14 protein-coding genes are annotated in these 20,773 nt (G+C 62.8%); 4 read left to right on the top strand and 10 right to left on the bottom strand.

Features of this window, described 5'->3' with window-relative positions; translation table 11 throughout:
- Positions 1 to 25: 25 nt before the first annotated feature.
- Positions 26 to 1,243: a DUF1501 domain-containing protein gene (locus tag MTP16_RS05020; protein ID WP_243516445.1), complete on the top strand. Its 1,218-nt coding sequence runs from the start codon at positions 26 to 28 to the stop codon at positions 1,241 to 1,243.
- 193 nt (positions 1,244 to 1,436) lie between these two features.
- On the opposite strand, the gene MTP16_RS05025 is transcribed toward MTP16_RS05020, so the two are convergent.
- Complete coding sequence (locus MTP16_RS05025; RefSeq protein ID WP_243516448.1) at positions 1,437 to 2,204, bottom strand: alpha/beta fold hydrolase; 768 nt, start codon at positions 2,202 to 2,204, stop codon at positions 1,437 to 1,439.
- A gap of 42 nt (positions 2,205 to 2,246) precedes the next feature.
- Positions 2,247 to 3,257: a LacI family DNA-binding transcriptional regulator gene (locus tag MTP16_RS05030; protein WP_243516450.1), complete on the bottom strand. Its 1,011-nt coding sequence runs from the start codon at positions 3,255 to 3,257 to the stop codon at positions 2,247 to 2,249.
- Between the two features lie 367 nt (positions 3,258 to 3,624).
- Here MTP16_RS05030 and MTP16_RS05035 point away from each other — a divergent pair, with 367 nt between their 5' ends.
- On the top strand, positions 3,625 to 6,444 hold the full coding sequence (locus tag MTP16_RS05035) for a bifunctional transaldolase/phosoglucose isomerase (protein ID WP_243516452.1): 2,820 nt from the start codon (positions 3,625 to 3,627) through the stop codon (positions 6,442 to 6,444).
- 88 nt (positions 6,445 to 6,532) lie between these two features.
- On the opposite strand, the gene araA is transcribed toward MTP16_RS05035, so the two are convergent.
- The 7 genes from araA to dxs all read right to left on the bottom strand — a co-directional run bounded on the left by araA (position 6,533) and on the right by dxs (position 15,650).
- Positions 6,533 to 8,023: an L-arabinose isomerase gene (araA, locus tag MTP16_RS05040; RefSeq protein WP_243516454.1), complete on the bottom strand. Its 1,491-nt coding sequence runs from the start codon at positions 8,021 to 8,023 to the stop codon at positions 6,533 to 6,535.
- Positions 8,024 to 8,116: 93 nt separating this feature from the next.
- Complete coding sequence (locus MTP16_RS05045; RefSeq protein ID WP_243516456.1) at positions 8,117 to 8,818, bottom strand: L-ribulose-5-phosphate 4-epimerase; 702 nt, start codon at positions 8,816 to 8,818, stop codon at positions 8,117 to 8,119.
- Positions 8,815 to 10,542: a ribulokinase gene (locus MTP16_RS05050; protein WP_243516459.1), complete on the bottom strand. Its 1,728-nt coding sequence runs from the start codon at positions 10,540 to 10,542 to the stop codon at positions 8,815 to 8,817. The genes MTP16_RS05045 and MTP16_RS05050 overlap by 4 nt, the downstream gene beginning before the upstream one ends.
- A gap of 129 nt (positions 10,543 to 10,671) precedes the next feature.
- Positions 10,672 to 11,874, bottom strand: coding sequence for an aldose epimerase family protein (locus tag MTP16_RS05055; protein WP_380286576.1), 1,203 nt, complete (start codon positions 11,872 to 11,874; stop codon positions 10,672 to 10,674).
- A 246-nt stretch (positions 11,875 to 12,120) separates the two neighbouring features.
- Positions 12,121 to 12,972, bottom strand: coding sequence for an aldo/keto reductase (locus MTP16_RS05060; RefSeq protein WP_243519979.1), 852 nt, complete (start codon positions 12,970 to 12,972; stop codon positions 12,121 to 12,123).
- 208 nt (positions 12,973 to 13,180) lie between these two features.
- The gene (locus MTP16_RS05065) at positions 13,181 to 13,618 is read right to left on the bottom strand and encodes a hypothetical protein (protein WP_243516461.1); all 438 of its coding nucleotides are present in this window, start codon (positions 13,616 to 13,618) and stop codon (positions 13,181 to 13,183) included.
- An 88-nt stretch (positions 13,619 to 13,706) separates the two neighbouring features.
- Positions 13,707 to 15,650: a 1-deoxy-D-xylulose-5-phosphate synthase gene (gene dxs / locus MTP16_RS05070; RefSeq protein WP_243516464.1), complete on the bottom strand. Its 1,944-nt coding sequence runs from the start codon at positions 15,648 to 15,650 to the stop codon at positions 13,707 to 13,709.
- 381 nt (positions 15,651 to 16,031) lie between these two features.
- On the opposite strand from dxs, the gene MTP16_RS05075 reads away from it, so the two are divergent.
- A complete protein-coding gene (locus tag MTP16_RS05075) occupies positions 16,032 to 18,989 on the top strand; it encodes a TonB-dependent receptor domain-containing protein (protein ID WP_243516466.1) in 2,958 nt (985 codons plus the stop codon).
- 155 nt (positions 18,990 to 19,144) lie between these two features.
- Positions 19,145 to 20,230, top strand: coding sequence for a lysylphosphatidylglycerol synthase transmembrane domain-containing protein (locus tag MTP16_RS05080; protein WP_243516468.1), 1,086 nt, complete (start codon positions 19,145 to 19,147; stop codon positions 20,228 to 20,230).
- Between the two features lie 89 nt (positions 20,231 to 20,319).
- On the opposite strand, the gene MTP16_RS05085 is transcribed toward MTP16_RS05080, so the two are convergent.
- On the bottom strand, positions 20,320 to 20,742 hold the full coding sequence (locus MTP16_RS05085; RefSeq protein ID WP_243516469.1) for a hypothetical protein: 423 nt from the start codon (positions 20,740 to 20,742) through the stop codon (positions 20,320 to 20,322).
- Positions 20,743 to 20,773: the final 31 nt, after the last annotated feature.

Here is a 20,773-nt window from a genome sequence, read left to right on the forward strand (position 1 = left end):
CTTTCCTTTCTCCTGAAACAAACTCATGCTTACCACCCGCCGCGAATTCCTCCGCAACTCCGCCCTGGCCAGCACGCTGCTGCTGGTACCCAAGTTTCTGCACGCCCTGGACCGGGGGCCGGGCCTGGCGCAACTGCGCGACGCCGTGGGGGCCCGGCGCCTCATCGTGGTGCAGCTCAGCGGCGGCAACGATGGGCTGAACACCGTCATTCCTTACAAAAACGACCTGTACTATAAGGCCCGGCCCACGCTGGGCATCAAGGAAACGGAGGGTATTCTGGACATGGACAAGGACCTGGGCCTGCACCCAGCGCTGAAGGGCTTGAAAGGGCTGTATGACCAAGGCGAGCTGGCGGTGCTAAACGCCGTGGGCTACCCCAATCCTGACCGCTCGCACTTCCGCTCGATGGACATCTGGCAGTCGGGCTCGGGCTCCGACCAGGTAGTGAGCACCGGCTGGCTCGGCCGCTACCTCGATTCGAACTGCCCTGATTGCCAGCGGCCTTACAACGCCCTCGAAATCGACGACACGCTGAGCCTGGCCATGAAGGGTGCCCGGCGCAAGGGCCTGGCCCTGAAAACGCCCGATAAATTCCACCAAATCACCCAGAACCGCTTGCTCTCGAAGGTGAGCAAAGAGGCCGCGCCCCAGCACCAGGACCAGGTGGACTACCTCTACAAGACGCTGGCCGAAACCGCGTCCTCGGCTGACTACCTGTATGACAAGTCGAAGATTTATAAATCGAGTGTCACTTATCCGAATTCGGACTTCGGCAAAAACCTGAAAACCACCGCCGAGCTGATTAACTCCGGCGTGGAGTCGCGGGTGTACTACCTGGCTTTGTCAGGCTTCGATACCCACGTGCGGCAGCACGAGCAGCAGCAGCGCTTGTTCACGGACCTCGGCAACGGCTTGGCCGCCCTGGCCGACGACCTGCGCCAGCACGACCAGTGGAACAACACGCTGGTGCTGGTGTTCAGCGAGTTCGGCCGCCGCGTGGGCCAGAACGCCAGCAACGGCACCGACCACGGCACGGCCAACAACCTGTTCCTGGCCGGCGGCGCCCTCCAGAAAAAAGGCGTCCTCAACGACGCTCCCGACCTCGCCAACCTCGACCAGGGCGACCTGCGCCACCAGGTCGATTTCCGTAGCATCTACGCCAGCGTGCTCAAAGACTGGCTGGGGGCCGATGACACGGCTATCCTTGGCACCGGCTTCGAGCGCCTGCCGGGGCTGGTGTAAAAGTGGTGAGGTGGTGGATTGGTGGATGTTAAAAAAGGTCATGCCGAGCGCAGCCGAGGCATCTCGCGTGCGGTAGTAATCCAATTGACAGGGTTTACTATTGCTATTGCGCGCGAGATGCCTCGGCTGCGCTCGGCATGACGTTCTTTCTATTCCCTTGCTCCACCAACCCACTATTCCACAAACCCACCACCTACCGCCCAAACACGGCTTCGGCCAGCGCCAGCACCGCGCGGCGCGTGGGTTCGGGCTGCTCCAGGTACGAGAGGTGCCCGCTGCCTTCCAGAAACAGGGCTGAGCCGATGGCCGGCAGCGCGGCCTGGCGCACGGCGTCGTCGAAATGCACGGCTACGTCGTGCTTGCCGGCCACCATCAGCACCGGGTAGGTGGCTTTGCTGAGCACGGCGGTGCGGTCGGGCCGGGCAGCCATGCCGCGCAGCGCGCCGGTGATGGTGCTGGCCGGCGTGGCCTTGCCGATTTCTTCGAGCAGGCCGCGGGCATCAGTGAGCTTGTCGCGGTTAATCGGCGCAAAAAGCGGCCGCACAAACGATTCCATGAACTTGGCCACGCCGTATTTTTCCACGAAGCCGATGTTCTTTTCACGGTTCTGGCGCTTCTCGTCGGTGTCGGCCAAGGCGGTGGAATTGATGAAGGCCAGGCCGGCCACGCGCTGGGGCCAGCGCTCGGCCAGGGCCAGGGCCACGTAGCCGCCCATGCTGTGGCACACCAGCATCACCGGCTCGGGGCAGCCCTTTTGGTTGAGGTAGTCGATGACGTGGCGGGCCTGCGCCTCCATCGAGAAGTCGGGCACGGGCGCCAAGTTGGTGCCGTGGCCGGGCAGGTTGGGCGTCAGCAGCCGGTATTCTTCGGGAAAGGGGCGGATGAAGTCGGTCCAGACCTCGCGGCTTTCGGCAAAACCGTGGAGGAAAACGATGGTGGGCGGGATGGAAGCGGGCGTCATGCGGCAAAAGTAGCGTCGGGCGCCGGGCTGCGCATCGCGGCGCTACTTTGGGGACAGGTGCAGCGACGAAGCCCGCTCGAACAGCTGCGGCTGCAGCACCACCTGCCGCTGTGTCAGCGTCGTGCTGCCGGCTTCCACCAGCTCCGTAAAGAGGCGGAAAGTGGCCTGGCCCATTTCCTCGCAACGCTGGTCTACCGACGTGATGTTGGGCTCGGCCACCAGGGTCAGGGCCTCGTTGCTGAAGCCGACGAGCGCCACGTCCTCGGGCACGCGCACACCGCGGCTTTTGAGCAGCTGCAGGGCGCCCAGCGCGGCCGAGTCGCCGGCCGAGAACACGGCATCGGGAGGAGTGGGCAGGGCCAGCAGTTGGGCCGTGGCGGCCTGACCGCCGTCCACGCTCATGTCGCACTCCACTATCAGGCTGTCGTCGGGTTGAAGATTATAGCTTTCCAACGCTTCGAGGTAGCCGAAGCGGCGGTTTTTGTAGATGTTGAGGTGCTGCGGGCCGGCCAGGTGCGCAATGCGGCGGCAGCCCTGCGCCAGCAGGTGGCGGGTGGCCAGGTAAGCGCCTTTCTGGTCGTTGAGCACCACCGAATTGATGTTCTCGCCTTCGAGCACGCGGTCGAAAAACACCAGCGGCACGCCGTGTTTGCGCACTTTCTCGAAGTGGCGGAAGTCGAGCGTGGTGCGCGACACCGACACCAGAATGCCCGCCACTTGGGCGCTGAGCAGCGTTTCGATGTTGCGCCGCTCCTGGGCCACGTCCTCGCTCGACTGGCAGATGATGATGCTGTAGCCAGCCCGGCTGGCCGCGGTTTCGATGCCGTGCACCACCGAGGCAAAAAAACGGCCTTCGATGTAGGGCACCATCACGCCCAACATCTTGCTGCGGCCCTTGCGCAGAGCGGCGGCCAGGTGGTTGGGCTGGTAATTGAGCTTTTTGGCCAGCTTGAGCACGGCCTGCTTGGTGACCGGCCCAATGCTGTGGTGGTCGCTCAAAGCCCGCGAAATGGTGGTCATGGACACACCCAGCTCCCGGGCTAAATCGGCCATGGAAACGGGGCGGACGGCTTCGGACGAAGCAACAGGGCGGGGGCGACGGGCGGCCATTGGCAAGCGGCGCAACGGAAACAATTGCCTGTAAAGCTACTTCAACTGCACACCTCCTGTCATCCTGAGCGTAGCGAAGGACCTTATCACGTCAGAAAAAGTTTGCAGTAATTAACAAATGGCGCAGGCGTGAGAAGGTCCTTCGCTGCGCTCAGGATGACAGATAAAGCGGTAAAGGTGCTTCGCTGCGCTCTGCCTGACGTTCTTTTTTATCCCGACTTTTATCCCGGCTTTCTGCATTTATACCCGTATAGCTTGAAACCAAGGCTGTCTTTCCTGACCTTTGGCGCACTAACCCAACCGCACCTTTATGAACCCTCTTCTCGACATCCGGCCGCTCGACCAAAGCCTGTGGCTGGACTTCATCAGCCGCCCGATTCTGATTGACGGCAAACTGCAGCACCGCATTCAAAATGAAGCGCTACGCGGCGTGACCTCGAACCCGGCCATTTTTGCCAAATCCATCGGCGAGTCCACCGACTACGACTCGGCCATCAAGGCGCTGGCCCTGCAAGGCAAAACCACCGACGAAATCTACACCGCGCTGGCCGTAGCCGATGTGCAGGCCGCCACCGACCTGTTCCGCCCGCTCTACGACAGCGCCGACAACAGCTCGGACGGCTACGTGAGCCTCGAAGTATCGCCGGAACTGGTGAACGACACCGAGGGCACCATCGAAGAAGGCCTGCGCCTTTGGAAAACCGTGGACCGCCCCAACGTGATGATAAAAGTACCGGCCACCCTGGAGGGCCTGCCCGCCATCCGCCGCCTCATTGCGGAGGGCGTGAACGTGAACGTAACCCTGATTTTCGGTCTGGAGCGCTACCGCCTCGTGACCGAAGCCTTTCTCTCGGGCCTCGAAGACCGCGCCGCCGCTGGCAAGCCGCTGGCGCGCATCGACTCGGTGGCCAGCTTCTTCCTGAGCCGCATCGACGTGCTGATTGACCCTGTGCTGGAAAAAATCGCGGCCGAAGGTGGCGAGAACGCCAAACTCGCTGAAAGCCTGGTGGGCGAAGTGGCCTTGGCCAGCGCCAAGCAGGCCTACCAGATGTACAAGGAAATATTCTCAGGTCCGCGTTGGGAAGCCCTCAAGGCCCAAGGCGCCGAAAGCCAGCGCCTGCTGTGGGCCAGCACCGGCAACAAAAACCCCAAGTACGACAACCTGAAGTACGTGAACGGCCTTATCGGCCCGAAAACGGTGAACACCGTGCCGGTCGAAACCCTCGACCTGTTTGGCAAAGAAGGCAAAGCCACCGTCACCCTCGAAGACAACCTCGACCAGGTGAAAGAAGTGTTGGCCGCCCTACCCAAGCTGGGCATCGACCTCGACGAGCGCACCCAATTCCTGGAAGACGACGGTGCCAAAAAATTCAAGGAGCCCTTCGCTAAGCTGATGGAGTCCATCGACAAGAAGCGCGAACTGGCCGTGGCCGAGCAGGTAGACGATGCCAAGTTCGAGCTGGGCCAGTACCAGGCCGACATCGATGCGCAAATCAAGAAGTTCCAGGACAACAATTTTGTGCACGGCTTCTGGGACAAGAAGGCCGACCTGTGGACCAGCGACGAGGCTGGGCAGCACAGCATCCGCAGCTACATGGGCTGGCTGCGCGTAGCCGAGACGATGGTGGGCCGCGTGCCCGAAATCGAAACCTTCGTGAACGAGGTGCACGCCGCCGGCTTCAAGCACGTGGTGGTGATGGGCATGGGCGGCAGCACCATGGCTCCCATCGTGTTCAAGGCCTCGTTTGAGCAGGGCGAAAAAGGCCTGCCCATGTCGGTGCTCGACACCACCGACCCCGGCACGGTGCGCGAGATTGAGGCCTCGATTCCGCTGGCCGAGACGCTGTTCATCGTAGCCAGCAAATCGGGCACTACGGCCGAGCCGCTGGCTTTTGGCGACTATTTCTACGCCAAAGTCAAAGAAATCAAGGGCGACAAAGCCGGTGAAAACTTTGTGGCCATCACCGACCCGGGCTCCAAGTTCGTGACCGACGCTACGGAGGCCAAGTACCGCCGCATCTTCCTCAACTTCCCCGAGGTGGGCGGCCGCTTCTCGGCCCTCACCTACTTCGGCCTGGTGCCGGCCGCGCTGTATGGCCTGCCCGTAGGCGAAATCCTGGAGCGCGCTATCCTGATGATGCGCGCTTGCGGCGCCTACGGCCCCACCGAAAAAAACCCCGGCCTGGAGCTGGGCGCTGCCCTCGGCGTGCTGGCCGAGCAAGGCCGCGACAAGCTCACGCTGGTAGTGCCCGACGCACTGCACGACCTGGGCCTGTGGCTGGAGCAGCTGCTGGCCGAAAGCACTGGTAAGGAAGGCAAAGGCATTCTGCCCGTGGCCGGCGAGCCGCTGGGCGACCCGAGCATCTACGGCAACGACCGGGTGTTTGTGTACGTGGGCTACAAAGGCCAGGCTGATGAGGCCAACACCAGCAAGCTGCAGGCCCTGGCGCAGGCCGGCCACCCCGTCATCACGCTGCTGATGAGGGACGCCTTCGACCTCGGCCAGGAGTTCTACCGCTGGGAAGTGGCCACGGCCGTAGCCAGCGCCGTCTTCCAGATTAATCCCTTCGACCAGCCCAACGTGCAGGCGGCCAAAACTGCCACCGACAAGCTGATGAAGGCCGTGGAAGCCGACGGCAAGCTGCCCGAGGGCGAGAAGCCCGCCGCCAGCGAGAACAGTGTGGACTACTACACCGCTGCCCACGGCGAGGGCGCTTCCGGCGTACTCAAGGCCTTCTTCGCCCAGGCCCAGCCCGGCGACTACATGTGCCTGCAAGCCTACCTCACCGAAACGCCCGCCGTGAGCGCCAGCCTGCTGGAGCTGCGTCAGCGCGTGCAGAAGGCCCTGCATCTGGCCACTACCTCGGGCTACGGCCCGCGCTTCCTGCACAGCACCGGCCAGTACCACAAGGGCGGCCCCAACACGGGTCTGTTCGTACAGTTCACCAACGATAACCCGCAGGACCTGCCGCTGCCGGGCCGCTCCTACACCTTCGGCACCTTCAAAAATGCCCAGGCCCTGGGCGACCTGCAGGCCCTGCACGACAACGGCCGCCGCACCCTGCGCGTGAACCTCGGCAACGACGCGGAAGCTGGCCTGAAAGCTATGCTCGCGGCGCTGGCGCTGTAGGTAGCGCTGGAAACAGACGCAAAAAGGAACGTCCCGCTGAACCAAGTTCAGCGGGACGTTCCTTTTTTCATTTAATCAGACCTGGCGCCTAGCGGCCACCAAAGGCGACTTCGTTATAGCGCAGCTCGTTTTTGAAAGTCCGCAGCTTGGTATCGGCGTCGATGATGACGTACTCGATGCCAGCCATTTCGGCGAAGTCTTCGAGGTATTCGGCGGTCAGGTTCTGGCTGTAGCCGGTGTGGTGGGCACCGCCGGCCAGAATCCAGGCGGCCGCGCCCACGGCCAGGCTGGGCTGCACTTTCCAGAGCACGCGGGCCACGGGCAGCTTGGGCAGGTCGGCGGCGGGCAGCACGGCTTCCACCTCGTTCACAATCAGGCGGAAGCGGTTGCCGAGGTCCACGATGGTGGCGTTCAGGGCCGGGCCAGCGGGGCAGTTGAACACCAGACGGGCCGGGTCGGCCTTGCCGCCGATGCCCAGCGGGTGCACTTCCACTTTCACCTTGCCTTCGGCAATGCTCGGGCAGATTTCCAGCATGTGCGAGCCGAGCACCTGTTCATTGCCGGGCTCGAAATGGTAGGTGTAGTCTTCCATAAAGGAGTTGCCGCCGGGCAGGCCGGCGCCCATCACCTTCATGGCGCGTACCAGGGCCGAGGTTTTCCAGTCGCCTTCGCCACCGAAGCCGTAGCCCTCGGCCATGAGCCGCTGGGTGGCAATGCCGGGCAGCTGGGCCATGCCGTGCAGGTCCTCAAAGGTATCGGTGAAGCCCTTGGCGCCCTTGTCCTGCAGGAATTTGCGCATACCGGCCTCGATGCGGGCGGCTTCGCGCAGGCTCTCGCGCTGGGCACCGCCAGCTTTCAGGTCATCGGCCAGCTCGTATTCCTGCTCGTAGGCAGCCAGCAGCTCGTCAATCTGCGCGTCGCTTACCTCGTTCACCACCGCCACCAAGTCGCCGATGCCGTAGGTGTTCACCTCGTAGCCGAACTTGATTTCGGCCTCCACCTTGTCGCCTTCGGTCACGGCCACGTAGCGCATGTTGTCGCCGAAGCGCACGAACTTGGCGCCCTGCCAGTCGGCCCAGGCGCAGGCCACGCGGCTCCAGATGCTGAGGCTTTCTTGCACGGCAGCGCTCTGCCAGTGGCCCACCACCACCTTGCGCTTCAGCCGCATGCGGGCCCCGATGAAGCCAAACTCCCGGTCGCCGTGCGCCGATTGGTTGGTGTTCATGAAGTCCATGTCGATGTCGGCCCACGGAATGTCGCGGTTGAACTGGGTGTGCAGGTGCGCCAGCGGCTTCTGCAGGATTTTCAACCCGTTTATCCACATTTTGGCGGGGGAAAACGTGTGCATCCAGGCAATCAAACCTACGCAGTTTTCGGCCTGGTTGGCTTCCTGCATGAGCTTGTAAATCTCCTGCGGCGTTTTCAGGATGGGCTTGTATACGATTTTAACGGGCAGCTTTGAGCCCAGCGCCTCCGCAATTTCCTGCGAGTGGCGGGCCACTTCTTCCAGGGTTTCGGGGCCGTAGAGGTGCTGGGTGCCGGTGATGAACCAGGCTTCGTAGTGCGAAATGTCAATCATGAATTTTGGCTTGTAGCGTGGACTCTGCGAGTCCGCGCAGGTATGTTAATAAGTAGGCCGGGTGATGCGCGGACTCGCAGAGTCCACGCTACGTTACGACTGTCCGTAGTAGGAATTGGCGCCGTGCTTGCGCTCGTAGTGCTTGCGAATCAGCGCATCTTTCAACCGCGGCACCTCCGGGCGCAGCGTGCAGCTGAGGTAGGCCATGCGGGCCACTTCCTCCAGCACGGCGCTGTTGTACACGGCTTTGTCCACAGTTTTGCCCCAGGTGAAGGGGGCGTGATTGGCCAGCAGCACCATTTCCACTTCGCTGGGCGAGAGGCCGCGGCGCTGGAACTCGTTGAGAATCTGCCAGCCGGTCTGGTGCTCGTAGTCGCCGGCAATCATGGCGTCTTCCATGGGCGGGGCGCAGGGAATGTCGGCGGTGAGGTGGTCGGCGTGGGTGGTGCCAAGGATGGGAATGTCGAGCTGGGCCTGGGCCCAGGCCGTGGCGTAGGTGCTGTGCGTGTGCACGATGCCGCCGATGTGGTCCCAGTGGCTGTAGAGCACGGCGTGGGTTTTGGTGTCCGAAGACGGCCGCTTCTCTCCTTCCAGCACGTTGTTGGCGAAGTCGAGAACAACAATGTCTTCCGGCTTGAGCAACTCGTAGGGCACGCCGCTGGGCTTGATGGCGAACACGCGCTTGTCGCGGTCCACCACGCTGGCGTTGCCGAAGGTGAAGAGCACCAGCCCGAGCTTGGGCAGCTGCATATTGGCGTCGTAGCACGCCTGTTTCAGGTCCTGGTATTGGCTCATGCGGTGGTGATGGCGGGCATTTCGGTTTCCATAACGGGCTCGTCGGGCTGGCCCACGGTGGCGGCCTCCACGTATTTGCCGAAGGCCTGGTACTGCGCGTAGCGGGCGGCATAGTCGGCCACGCGGGCGGGGTTGGGCGTGTAGGTTTCGGCAAAGCCGTTGCCCATGGCCTTCTGGGCCGTGAGCACGTCGGCGTGCAGGCCGGCGGCCACGGCCGCGTACATGGCCGCGCCCAGCGCCGGCGCCTGCTCCGACACCGCAATGCGAATGGGCCGGTCGAGCACGTCGGCCAGCGTCTGCATCACAAACTGCGACTTCTTGGCCACGCCGCCGATGCCGATGACCTGCTTAATGGCAATGCCTTCCTGCTCAAACCGCTCCACAATCTGCTTCGAGCCGTAGCAAATGGCCTCCACCAATGCCCGGAAGACCTGGGGCGCGCTCGTGCCCATGGTCAGGTTCATCAGGGCGCCTTTCAGGGCCTGGTTGGCGTCGGGCGTGCGGCGGCCGTTCACCCAGTCCAGGGCCAGCACGTGCGACTCTGCGGGGTCAACGGCCGCGGCGGCTTCGCTGAGCTTCACCAGCAGCGTGTCGCTCATTTCCTCGCGTAGGGCCGCCTGCAGCTCCGGCGTGAGCACTTTGGAATGCGGCAGCACTTGTTGCAGGGGCCACTCCAGCATCTGACGGAACCAGGCCAGCAGGTCGCCGAAGGCCGATTGCCCAGCTTCCAGCCCCAGCATGCCCGGAATCACGGAGCCATCTACCTGCCCGCAGATGCCGGCCACGAGGTGGGCGCCCACTTCGGAAGTGGGTGCCACCACGATGTCGCAGGTACTCGTGCCCATCACCTTCACCATGGAATAGGCTTCGATTTCGCCCGCCACAGCGCCGGCGTGGGCGTCGAACGAGCCCACCGCCACCACTGTATCGGTGCTCAGGCCCAGGCGCTGGGCCCACTCGTCGGAGAGGTGGCCAGCCACCTCGTCGGCGGTGTAGGTTTCGGTGAATAATCGATTGCGTAAACCGGCCAGTTTTGGTTCGAGGTGCACCAAAAACTCCTCCGAGGGCAGGCCATCCCAGCTCTCGTGCCACATGGCCTTGTGGCCGGCGGCGCAGCGGCTGCGCTTGAAGCTGGCCAGTTCGCCGCCGGTGAGCAGCAGCGTTATCCAGTCGCAGTGCTCCATCCAGGAGTGCGCGGCTTGGGCCACGGCGGCGTCCTCGCGCACCACGTGGGCTATTTTGGCCCAAAACCATTCCGAGGAGTAGATGCCACCCTCAAACTTGGTGTAGTCCTCGCCGCCCCAGGTGCGGGCTTTGTGGTTGATTTCGGCCGCTTCGGCCAGGGCGGTGTGGTCTTTCCAAAGCACGAACTGGGCATTGGGATTGTCGGCAAATTCGGGCAGGAGGCCCAAGGCCACACCGTCAGCATTCACCGGGCCGGGTGTGCTCCCGGTGGTGTCCACGGCAAGACCCTTTATCTGGTCGACGGGCACGGCCTGCGCCACGCGGCGCACCACGGCCTCAAGCCCTTCGATGTAGTCGAGCGGGTGCTGGCGAAACTGGTTTTTGGCCGGGTTGCAGTACTGCAGCGTTTTCCAGCGGGCGTAGTTGTGCACGGCCTGGGCCTGTTCGGCGCCGGTGCGGGCGTCGATGAGCACGGCGCGCACGGAGTCGGTGCCGTAATCGACGCCGATGACGTAGGCGGGGGTAGTGGTTTGTTCCACGGGAATAGGTTAATTGTTTTTAAGTCGTCTTGGTCGTTGTGCTGGTGGGCGCCTCACCCCCTGCCCCCCTCTCCCAAAAGGAGAGGGGGGCAGGGGGTGAGGCGCCGCGCCAGAACGGCACCTGATTTTTTACTTCCGCACCCCGAATTTGTAAGTGCTCACGGTGTGGTAGGTTTCGCCCGGCTTCAGCTCGGTGCTGGGGAACTTGGGCTGGTTGGGCGAGTCGGGGAAGTGCTGGGTTTCGAGGCAGAAGCCGGCGTGCTTGCCGTACACAGTGCCGCCCTTGCCTTTCAAGGTGCCGTCGAGGAAGTTGCCGGTGTAGAACTGAATACCGGGCTGGTCGGTGGTCACCTCCAGGGTGCGGCCGGTGGCGGGGTCATACACGGTGGCCGCGGCGTGCTCGCCGGTGGCGGTGTTCAGCACCCAGTTGTGGTCGTAGCCGCCGGGCACCTGCGCGATGCGCTCGCCGATGGCGTGGGGCGTGGTGAAGTCGAAGGGCGTGCCCTTCACCGGCTTCAGCTCGCCGGTCGGAATCAGGGTAGCGTCCACCACGGTGTAGCGGTCGGCGGGCAGGGTCACTTCGTGGTTTAGCACGTCCTTGCCGGCACCGTGGTTCAGGTTGAAGTAGGCATGGTTGGTGAGATTGAGCACCGTGGCCTTGTCGGTGGTGGCCGTGTAGTCGATTTTCAGGGCGTTGTCGTTGGTGAGGGTGTACACCACGGCCACGGTCAGGGTGCCGGGGTAGCCTTCCTCGCCGTCCTTGCTCGCGTAGGTCAGCTTCAGGCTCTGACCGTCGGCGGAGGAGCCGGGCTCTGCCTGCCACACCACTTTATCGAAACCTTTCAAGCCGCCGTGCAGCGAGTTCGGGCCGTTGTTTTTGGCTAGGGTATATTCCTTGCCTTCGAGGGCAAATTTACCACCCTTGATGCGGTTGCCGTAGCGGCCAATTAAAGCGCCGAAGTAGGGGCCAGCTTTCAAAAACTCGGGGCTCTGGTAGCCGCTCACGTTGTCGAAACCCAGAATGACGTCGCCCATCTTCCCGTCCTTGTCCGGCACGAGCAGACTGGTGAGCGTGCCGCCGTAGTTGGTGATGGTGGCTTTTACGCCGTTGGCGTTGGCGAGGGTGAAGAGCTGCACTTCGGTGCCGTCGGTGGTTTTGCCAAAGGAGGCGGAGGTAGGCATGGCGGTGGATTTCGTTTGGGCTGAATCGGCCGGGGCCGACGACACTGAGGTGGAATTTTGCTCGGCAGATTGGTTAGACCCGCAGGCGGCCAGCAACAGCAGGCCGGGCAATGTTACGGCCAGCAGCCCAGAACGGCGAAGTGAAATCATCGGTAACAGTTGGGAATATAAAGGTGAGAAGATGGGCAGCCACGAGCGTAACCGGACGGGTTTACACAATCGATTGTGCAATATAGGCAGTCGCCGCCCATTTTCACAAAATGCGCAGGGGCTTCCGATTGGGCGTTGCGCGGCAGCCAGGTTTATAAGCAACTAAAATGCCCGCAGCTAGACGCTAGAAAAGCCCCTGCGACTTGTGTCGCAGGGGCTTTTTGAAAGGAATTTCGCCGAATGAAATTAGGCGGCCCCAATGGCGTCCAGTGCCGCCAGGTCTTCGGCCGAGAGCTGAATGTCGGCCGTTTTCATGTTTTCCTCCAGGTGCTTCACTTTCGAAGTACCGGGGATGAGCAGAATGTTGGGCGAGTGGTGCAGCAGCCAGCTCAGCGCTATTTGTTGGGTAGTGGCGCCGTGCTTCTGCGCCGTGGTTTCGAGGGCGGCCAGGGCCTGGGCGTTGCCGCCGGCCAGCGGGTACCACGGAATGAAGGCTATGCCCTGCTCGCGGGTGTAAGCCAGCTCGGCTTCCCACTGGCGGTTATCCACGCTGTACTTGTTCTGCACCGACACGACTTTCACGTATTCCTGCGCCTGCTTAATCTGCTCGACGCTGACTTCCGACAAGCCAATGTGCTTGATGAAGCCCTGTTGCTGGGCCTTCTGCAAAAACTCCAGCGTCTGCTCAAACGGCACCTGCGGGTCGACGCGGTGGAGCTGGTACAAGTCAATCTGCTCCAGCTTCAGCCGCTTGAGGCTGCCGTGCAGGGCCTCTTCGAGGTGCTTGGGGCTGGCGTCGATGGGCCACTCGTTGGGGCCGGTGCGCAGCAGGCCGCCCTTGGTGCCGATAACGAGGCCGGCCGGGTACGGGTGCAGGGCTTCGGCAATCAGTTCTTCCGACACGTTGGGCCCGTAGCTATCGGCCGTGTCGATGAAGGTGACGCCGAGTTCCACGGCGCGCCGCAGCACGCGGATGGATTCGGCATGGTCGCGGGGCGGGCCCCAGATGCCGTCGCCGGTGATGCGCATGGCACCGTAGCCGAGGCGGTTCACGGTGAGGTCGCCGCCGAGGGCGAAGGTGGGATTGTAGGTTGACATGGGTTCGGGGTTGTAAGTGAAGCGCGCCACGGCCGGGATGGCCCGCTGCGAGCGCAGGAGAAGACAACCCATGCCAGCAAATGGTTTTGGCGGCGTTCCACATCGGTATGGCAATGCTTACTGCTACCGCTAAGCATCAAACACAAAGAAGCCCCCGCAGCAGGCGCTACAGGGGCTTCTTTTGGTTCGGTGTGTAGTGGCGGTAGGCCTACAGCTGAATGACCGGGAACGAGCCCACTACCTCGCCCACGCCGGTAAACGTGGTGCGGAATTGGCCGCTGACGACGCGGGTTTGGGTGTCGTAGGCCGTGGTGCCGGTGGTGTTGGTTCCGGTTTCCCCGTCCAGGCTGCTGCTTAGGGCATTCGTGGCTGCGCTGGCAGTGGCAGTACCCTTCGTGAAACGCAATAACAACGTTTTGCCGTTGCTAAGCTTGCCGGAAAGGGTCAGACGAGGGGCACCCGTCTGGTAGGTAGCATCAACGACGCGGGCTTCCCGAAGTTCGTAATCGGGGGCGCCGGCTTCGGAAACCGTTACCTTGATAGTGGATACTTCGGGCGTAGGGGCTGGGGTAGGCGCGTCTTTGCCACAGCCCGTGGCCAAGGCGCCCACCAGCAACGCCGGGGCCAAAACAGTGATAAATCGCATAGCGCTAATAAGATTGGTAAAATCGGATTGCCTCAAAGACAGGCGACTACGCCTGCTTCGGTTGAAAAGGAAATGGCGAGGCTGTGGCTTAAACCAATGATTGCAATACTTGATTCCCCACCTTGGCGCTGAGCTCGCGCACGGCGGCGGCAATGCCGGCGGCGTCGAAGCCGCACTCTTTGTAGAGCTCGTCCTGGGTGCCATGCTCCACCACACGGTCGGGAATGCCGAGGCGGCGCACCGGCAGGTGGAAGCCGTGGTCGGTGAGGAATTCGAGCACGGCCGAGCCAAAGCCGCCGGGCAGGCAGCCATCTTCCACGGTCACGATGGCGCGGTAGCGGCGGGCGATGTCGCGCAGCATTTCCTCGTCCAGCGGCTTGCAAAAGCGCATGTCATAGTGGCCCGCGTCGAGGCCCTCAGCCAGCAGCGTTTCGGTGGCTTTCACGGCGTAGTTGCCGATGTGGCCGATGCTGAGGATGGCCACGCCGCCTTCCTCGCCCTCGCGCACCACGCGGCCTGTGCCGATGGCCAGGCGCTGCAGCGGCGTGCGCCACTGCGGCATCACGCCCTCGCCGCGCGGGTAGCGGATGCTGAAGGGGCCGGCGTTTTCGGACAGGGTGGCGGTGTACATCAGGTTGCGCAGCTCCTGCTCGTTCATGGGGGCGGCCACCACAATGTTGGGGATGCAGCGCATGTAGGCCAGGTCGTAGCAGCCGTGGTGGGTGGGGCCGTCGGCGCCCGCAAAGCCGGCGCGGTCGAGGCAGAACACCACGTGCAGGTTTTGCAGGGCCACGTCGTGCACCACCTGGTCGTAGCCCCGCTGCATAAACGAGGAGTAGATGTTGCAGAACGGAATGAGGCCCTGCGTGGCCAGACCGGCCGAGAACGTAACGGCGTGCTGCTCGGCAATGCCCACGTCGAAGGCGCGGTCGGGCATGGCTTCCATCATGATGTTCAGCGACGAGCCCGAGGGCATGGCCGGCGTCACGCCCATCACCTTGTCGTTGGCCTCGGCCAGTTCCACCAGCGTGTGGCCGAACACGTCCTGGTACTTGGGGGGCTGGGGCTTCTCGGGCGTTTTCTTATAAATCTCGCCCGTGATTTTGTCGAACAAGCCCGGCGCGTGCCACAGCGTCTGGTCCTTCTCGGCCAGCGCGTAGCCTTTGCCTTTCACCGTCACGCAGTGCAGCAGCTTCGGGCCAGGAATGGTTTTGAGGTCGTTGAGGATGGTGACGAGGTGCTGCACGTCGTGGCCATCCACGGGGCCGAAATAGCGGAATTTCAGGGCCTCGAACAGGTTGCTTTGCTTGAGCAGGGTGGCCTTCATGGCCGCCTCCACCTTGCGGGCAATCTGCTGAGGATTGGGGCCGAATTTCGAGAGCTTGCCGAGAACGTTCCACAGCTCGTCGCGCACCTTGTTATAGGTGCGGGAGGTGGTGATGTCGGTGAGGTATTCCTTGAGCGCGCCCACGTTGGGGTCAATGCTCATGCAGTTATCATTGAGGATAACCAGCAGGTTGGAATTGGCCACGCCGGCGTGGTTGAGGGCCTCGAAGGCCATGCCGGCCGTCATGGCGCCGTCGCCAATCACGGCGATATGCTGCCGGTCTTTCTCGCCCTTGTAATCCGACGCCACGGCCATGCCCAGCGCCGCCCCGATGCTGGTGCTGCTGTGGCCCACGCCAAAGGCGTCGTACTCGCTTTCGCTGCGCTTGGGGAAGCCCGACATGCCGTGGTAGCGGCGGTTGGTGGGAAACTTGTCGCGGCGGCCGGTGAGGATTTTGTGGCCGTAAGCCTGGTGGCCCACGTCCCACACCAGCTGGTCGTAGGGCGTATTGAATACGTAGTGCAGGGCCACGCTCAACTCGACCACGCCCAGCGAGGCGCCGAAGTGGCCACCATAGATGCTCACCGAATCGATGATAAACTCGCGCAGCTCGGTGCTCAGCTGGACTAATTGCTCAGGAGCAAGCTTTTTGAGGTCGTTGGGCGAGTCTATCGCCGCGAGCAGCGGGCCGGGTTCAACTATCATCGGGGCAGGCGTGGTGGGAGTAGTGACGGTATGTAACCGCCTGACCCGCTAAAAGATTATGGGGCCGCCGCAAAGGTACGACGGCGAACGAAGAGCGGTTGTTCGGGAGCGGCAGAATAGGGCCCTTGGTCGGGATTTAGGCATTGATAATCTAGTTTTTGAATATCCCGCTGGCCTTCGGGGGGACCTTTGCGTATCGAATCCGCGCTGTCATCCTGAGCGCAGCGAAGGACCTTATCACTGATGAACAATAGTCGTTCAAGCTTGATAAGGTCCTTCGCTGCGCTCAGGATGACAGGCAATTTTGACATTATTTCAAAAAGAAAGCCGCTGGATGCAACCTCCGGCCCCCTCTACGGCACTTTGGCCGTTATGCATTGTATGAAACGAAATGTACCGGCCACGGCCGTCCTGTTTACGGCCCTGTTGGGCGCCTCTCACGCGGTTTCGGCCCAACAAACCCCGGGGGCGGGCGCCCGGCCGGCCGGCGCCCCGGCCACCGCAGCGCCACGCGCGGCCACGGGCCGCATTTCCGGCACCGTGACCGATGCGGCGACGGGTAAACCGGTGTCGTACGCTACGGTGGCGGTGCTCGATGCGGCCGGCAGCCCCGTGAACGGCGGGGTGGCAGGCGACGACGGCAAATTTGTGCTGGCGGGCATCCCGGCCGGCACTTACACCGTCCAGGTCAGCTTTCTGGGCTATAAAAACGAGGACAAAGCGGGCGTGATAGTCACGGCCGGCAACACCACGAGCCTGGGCGCGGTGGCCCTGGCTACCTCGGCCCAGAAGCTGGGCGAAGTAGTGGTGGTGGCCCAAAAGCCGCTGATTGAGGAGCGGGTGGACCGCACCGTGTACAACGCCGAAAACGACCAGACGGCCCGCGGCGGCGACGCCACCGACGTGCTCAAGCGCGTGCCGCTGCTGAGCGTGGACCTGGACGGCAACGTGAGCCTGCGCGGCTCCAGCAATATCCGGGTGCTCATCAACAACAAGCCCTCGGCCATTGCCGCCACCAGCATTGCCGACGCTTTGCGCCAGATTCCGGCCGAGCAGATTAAGTCGGTGGAAGTCATCACCTCGCCCTCGGCCAAGTACGACGCCGAAGGCTCGGGCGGCATCATCAACATCATCACCAAAACCAACAACCTGAGCGGCGGCACGCTGGGCATCGACGCCAGCGTGGGCACGCGCAGCAGCAACCTAAACCTGAACGGCAGCCTGCGCACCGGCAAGATGGGCTTCACGCTCAATGCCGGCGGCCGGGCGGGCTACAACATTCCGGGCAGCTTCTCGAACCGGCAAACGGTGAAGGACGGCTACGACAACGTGCTGTCGACCACCTCGCAGTCGGCCAGTACCAAACAGAACCAGGGCTTCGGCCGCTCGGTGCTGGGCTGGGACTACGACATCAACAAGCACAACTCGCTGCAGGCCTCGCTCTCGTACGGCGCGCGCCGCTCCAACAACGACCAGAGCCGCCTGACCACGATTTCCAGCCTGCCGCAAAACAACTCGGTGCGCGACGTGAGCGTGGTGGACAACTCGGGCACGGTGGATGCCAGCCTGAACTACACCCACACCTTCGAGAAGCCGCAGCAGGAATTCAGCATCCTGACGCTGTATAGCCGCAACGACCGCACGAACGACTTCACGAACACCGTGCTGAATTCGGATTTCAGCACGGCCAGCCGCCTGCGCAACGACAACCCCAGTTCCAACGAGGAATTCACGGTGCAGGCTGATTACCAATCCCCCATCGGCAAGACGCAGGTGCTGGAATTTGGCGCCAAGGACATTCTGCGTCGCGTGAACAGCGACTACAGCTACCTCGTGGCCCAGGGCGAAAACGGCGCCTACGTGCCCCGCGTGGGCGTGGGGCTGAACAACGGCTTCAACTACCGCCAGAACGTGGCCGCCGGCTACGCAGCCTACACCATCGGCCTGGCTAAAGGCTTCACCCTGAAGCCCGGTGTGCGTTACGAGTACACCACCATCACGGCCGACTTCAAGGACGGCAATGCGGTGGCCATTCCCGACTACGGCGTGCTGGTGCCCAGCGTGAACCTCTCGCGCAAGCTCGCCAACGGCAACGTGGTGAAGCTGGCCTACAACCGGCGCATCCAGCGTCCCTCGCTGCAATTCCTGAACCCGAACCGGCAGCAGTCAAACCCGCTCATTATCAGCGAGGGCAACCCCAAGCTAGAGCCCGAGTACACGAACAACTACGAGCTGGGCTACAGCACGCTGTTTCTGAAAAAGGTAAACCTGAACTTCTCGGCCTTTGCCCGCAACACCACCGGTTCGATTCAGTCGGTGCGGCGGCCGGAAATCATCAACAACGTGGCCACGGGGGTGCAGATTATCACCTTCGACAACATTGGCCGCGAAGACGCTTACGGCGGCAGCATCTTCGCCAGCCTCAACAGCGGCAAGTTCAACCTGAACAGCGGCATCGATACCTACTACGCCGTGCTGAACAACAACGTGTCGGACCGGCTCTACAACGCCAGCAACGAAGGCTTCGTGGCCAGCGGCCGCTTGTTCGGCAGCTACAAGTTTACCGATGTGCTGGCCGTGCAGGCCTTCGGTTTCTACCGCGGGCGGCAGGTGCAGCTGCAGGGCGAGCAAAGCGGCTTTGGCTTCTACGGCCTGAGCGTGCGGCGCGACTTTGCCGATAAGAAAGGCAGCTTTGGCATTGGCGCCCAGAACTTCTTCACCAACTCCATCAACATCCGCAACACGATAAGCAGCCCGCTGCTGGACCAAACCAGCACCACCGTGCTGCACAACCTGAGCTTCCAGGTGAACTTCAGCTATCGCATCGGCAAGCTCACGGCCGGCCCCACGCGCCGCGGCAAGAGCATCAACAACGACGACCTGAAAGGCGACGGCGGCGGTGGCGGCGACATCAGCGGCGGTGGCGATACCGGTGGCGGTGGCGGCCAAGGCGGACGCCCTAGCGGCGGCCAGCGGCCCGGCGGAGCGCCCGGCGGTGCAGCTCCGGGCCAACGCCCGGCCGGCGCCTACCCCGGCGCCCCGGCCAATGGCAACGGCCAACGGCCCGCCGGCTTCCCCGGCGGCCAGCAGCGCGGCACGGCCAGCGACAGCACCTCGGGCAAAACCCCGGCCGACAGCACCGGCGCTCCCATGAACGGCCAGCGCCCCGCCGGCTTCCCCAACATGCAGCGCCCCACGGCCCAGCCCGCCGACTCGACGGGCCGCCAGCCAGCCGCGCCAGTGGGCAACCCGCTCAACTCGCCGGCCAACGTGCCCTCGCAAGGCACGGCTACCCCCAACGGCACTGTGCCGGCGGGCAGCCCCGGCGGCCGGCCGTAGCCAGTAGCTTCCTGAAAGCAGATAAAAAGAACGTCATGTTGCGCTAACCGCAGCATGACGTTCTTTTTATCTGCCAGTGTTGCTCTTAATTGATTTTTAACGCGGCGCCCGACAGGGCAGCCTCTACTTTTGTTCAGCTGCTACTTTCCTGCCTGATGACCGACCAGCTCCCCGCCACCCCGCCCGCCGACGCCGACGATGCGCACTTCCTGCAGCGGCTGCGGCCCTCGCGCCTCATCCTGCCGGTGGTGTTGGGGCTGCTGGTGGTGGGCTACCTGTTCTGGCACAGCTACAAGCCCGGCGAGCTGGCCCCGCTGGCCCACGCCGACTGGCGCTGGCTGCTGGCGGCCGTGCTGGTGCTGGCCGCCCGCGACCTGGGCTACATCTACCGCATCCGCCACATTGCCGAAACCGAGCTCACTTACCGGCAGGCGCTTGATGTGATTATGATTTGGGAATTTGCCTCCTGCGTGCTGCCCTCGGGCCAGGGTGGCACGGGGGCGGCCCCTTTTATTCTCGAAAAAGAAGGCATTCCGCTGGGCAAGGGGCTGGCATACATCATGGTGACGGCCCTACTCGACAACCTCTATTACGTGGTGATGGTGCCGCTGGTAGTGCTCATCGCGGGCGCCGGGCTCTACCCCCACGAGGCCCTGCAAACCGGCTTCGTGGCCACGCTGCGGGTGGCGTTTGGGGTGAGCTACCTGTTCGTAACGCTCTACGCGGGGCTGATGCTGTACGCCATTTTTGTCAATCCGAAGTCGGTACGCCGGCTGCTGGTGCGGCTGTTTTCGTTCCGGCTGCTGCGGCGCTGGCGCCGCCCGGCCTACCGCCACGGGCAGGAGCTGGTGCGCGCCTCGCAGCAGCTGCGCGGGGCCGGCCCGGCCTACTGGTGGCGGGCGGGCGTGAGCACGGCCTTCGTCTGGACGGCCCGCTACGCCATCATCGGCTGCCTCATCGCCGCCTTCGTGCCCATGGACACGGGCACCTTCCTGTTCATTTTTGCCCGCAACATCACCTACAAAGTCATTTTGCTGGTGGCCATCACGCCGGGCGGCGCGGGCATTGCGGAGGGCGCGTTTCCCACTTTTTTCGGCAAGTTCATCGGCACGGCTACCATGACGAGCTTCGTGGTGCTACTCTACCGCATCGTGACCTATTACCTCTACCTGGTGCTGGGCCTGATTTTCCTGCCGCGCTGGGTGGCGCGGGTGTTTGGCAAGCGGCCCGCAGCGTTGTAAAACAGCCCGTCAAGCCGAGCGTATCGTTCAAACAAAAAGCCCCGAACCGCAATGGCTCGGGGCTTTTTTATCATCAGCAAACGCCAAGTTTATTCCTTTTCCAGCATCAGAGTGGCGCCGTCGGCCGACTTCAGCGTGAGCTTGTCGTCGGTGAGGGTTTCTACTGCAAACTGGTTCGACGTGGAGCTGCCTTCGGGGGTGAAAGAGATGGTTTTAGCAGCCTGGTCGAAGGTGTATTTGCCCGACACAGCGCCGGCGGCTCCGTCGGTCATGGTGTAGTTGCCGTTGGCAAAAACGTGCAGCTGCTGGTCTTTCTGCGCGTCGGTTTGCTTTACTTTGTCGCCGGTAGCATCGGTTTCTTTGGCGGTTTTCCAAACTTTGCTATCGGTACCGTATAGCATATTCACGCCTTCTACCTTTCCTTTGTCGTTGCCGCAGGCGGTAACGAACAAGGACAGCAGCAACAGCAAGCTGGCCACATAACGGAGCGAAAACAGAGACTGAGGTTTCATGAGCACAAAAAAAATGGTGAAAGAATGAGGT

It is taken from the genome of Hymenobacter monticola (assembly GCF_022811645.1).
Classification (GTDB): Bacteria; Bacteroidota; Bacteroidia; order Cytophagales; family Hymenobacteraceae; genus Hymenobacter; species Hymenobacter monticola.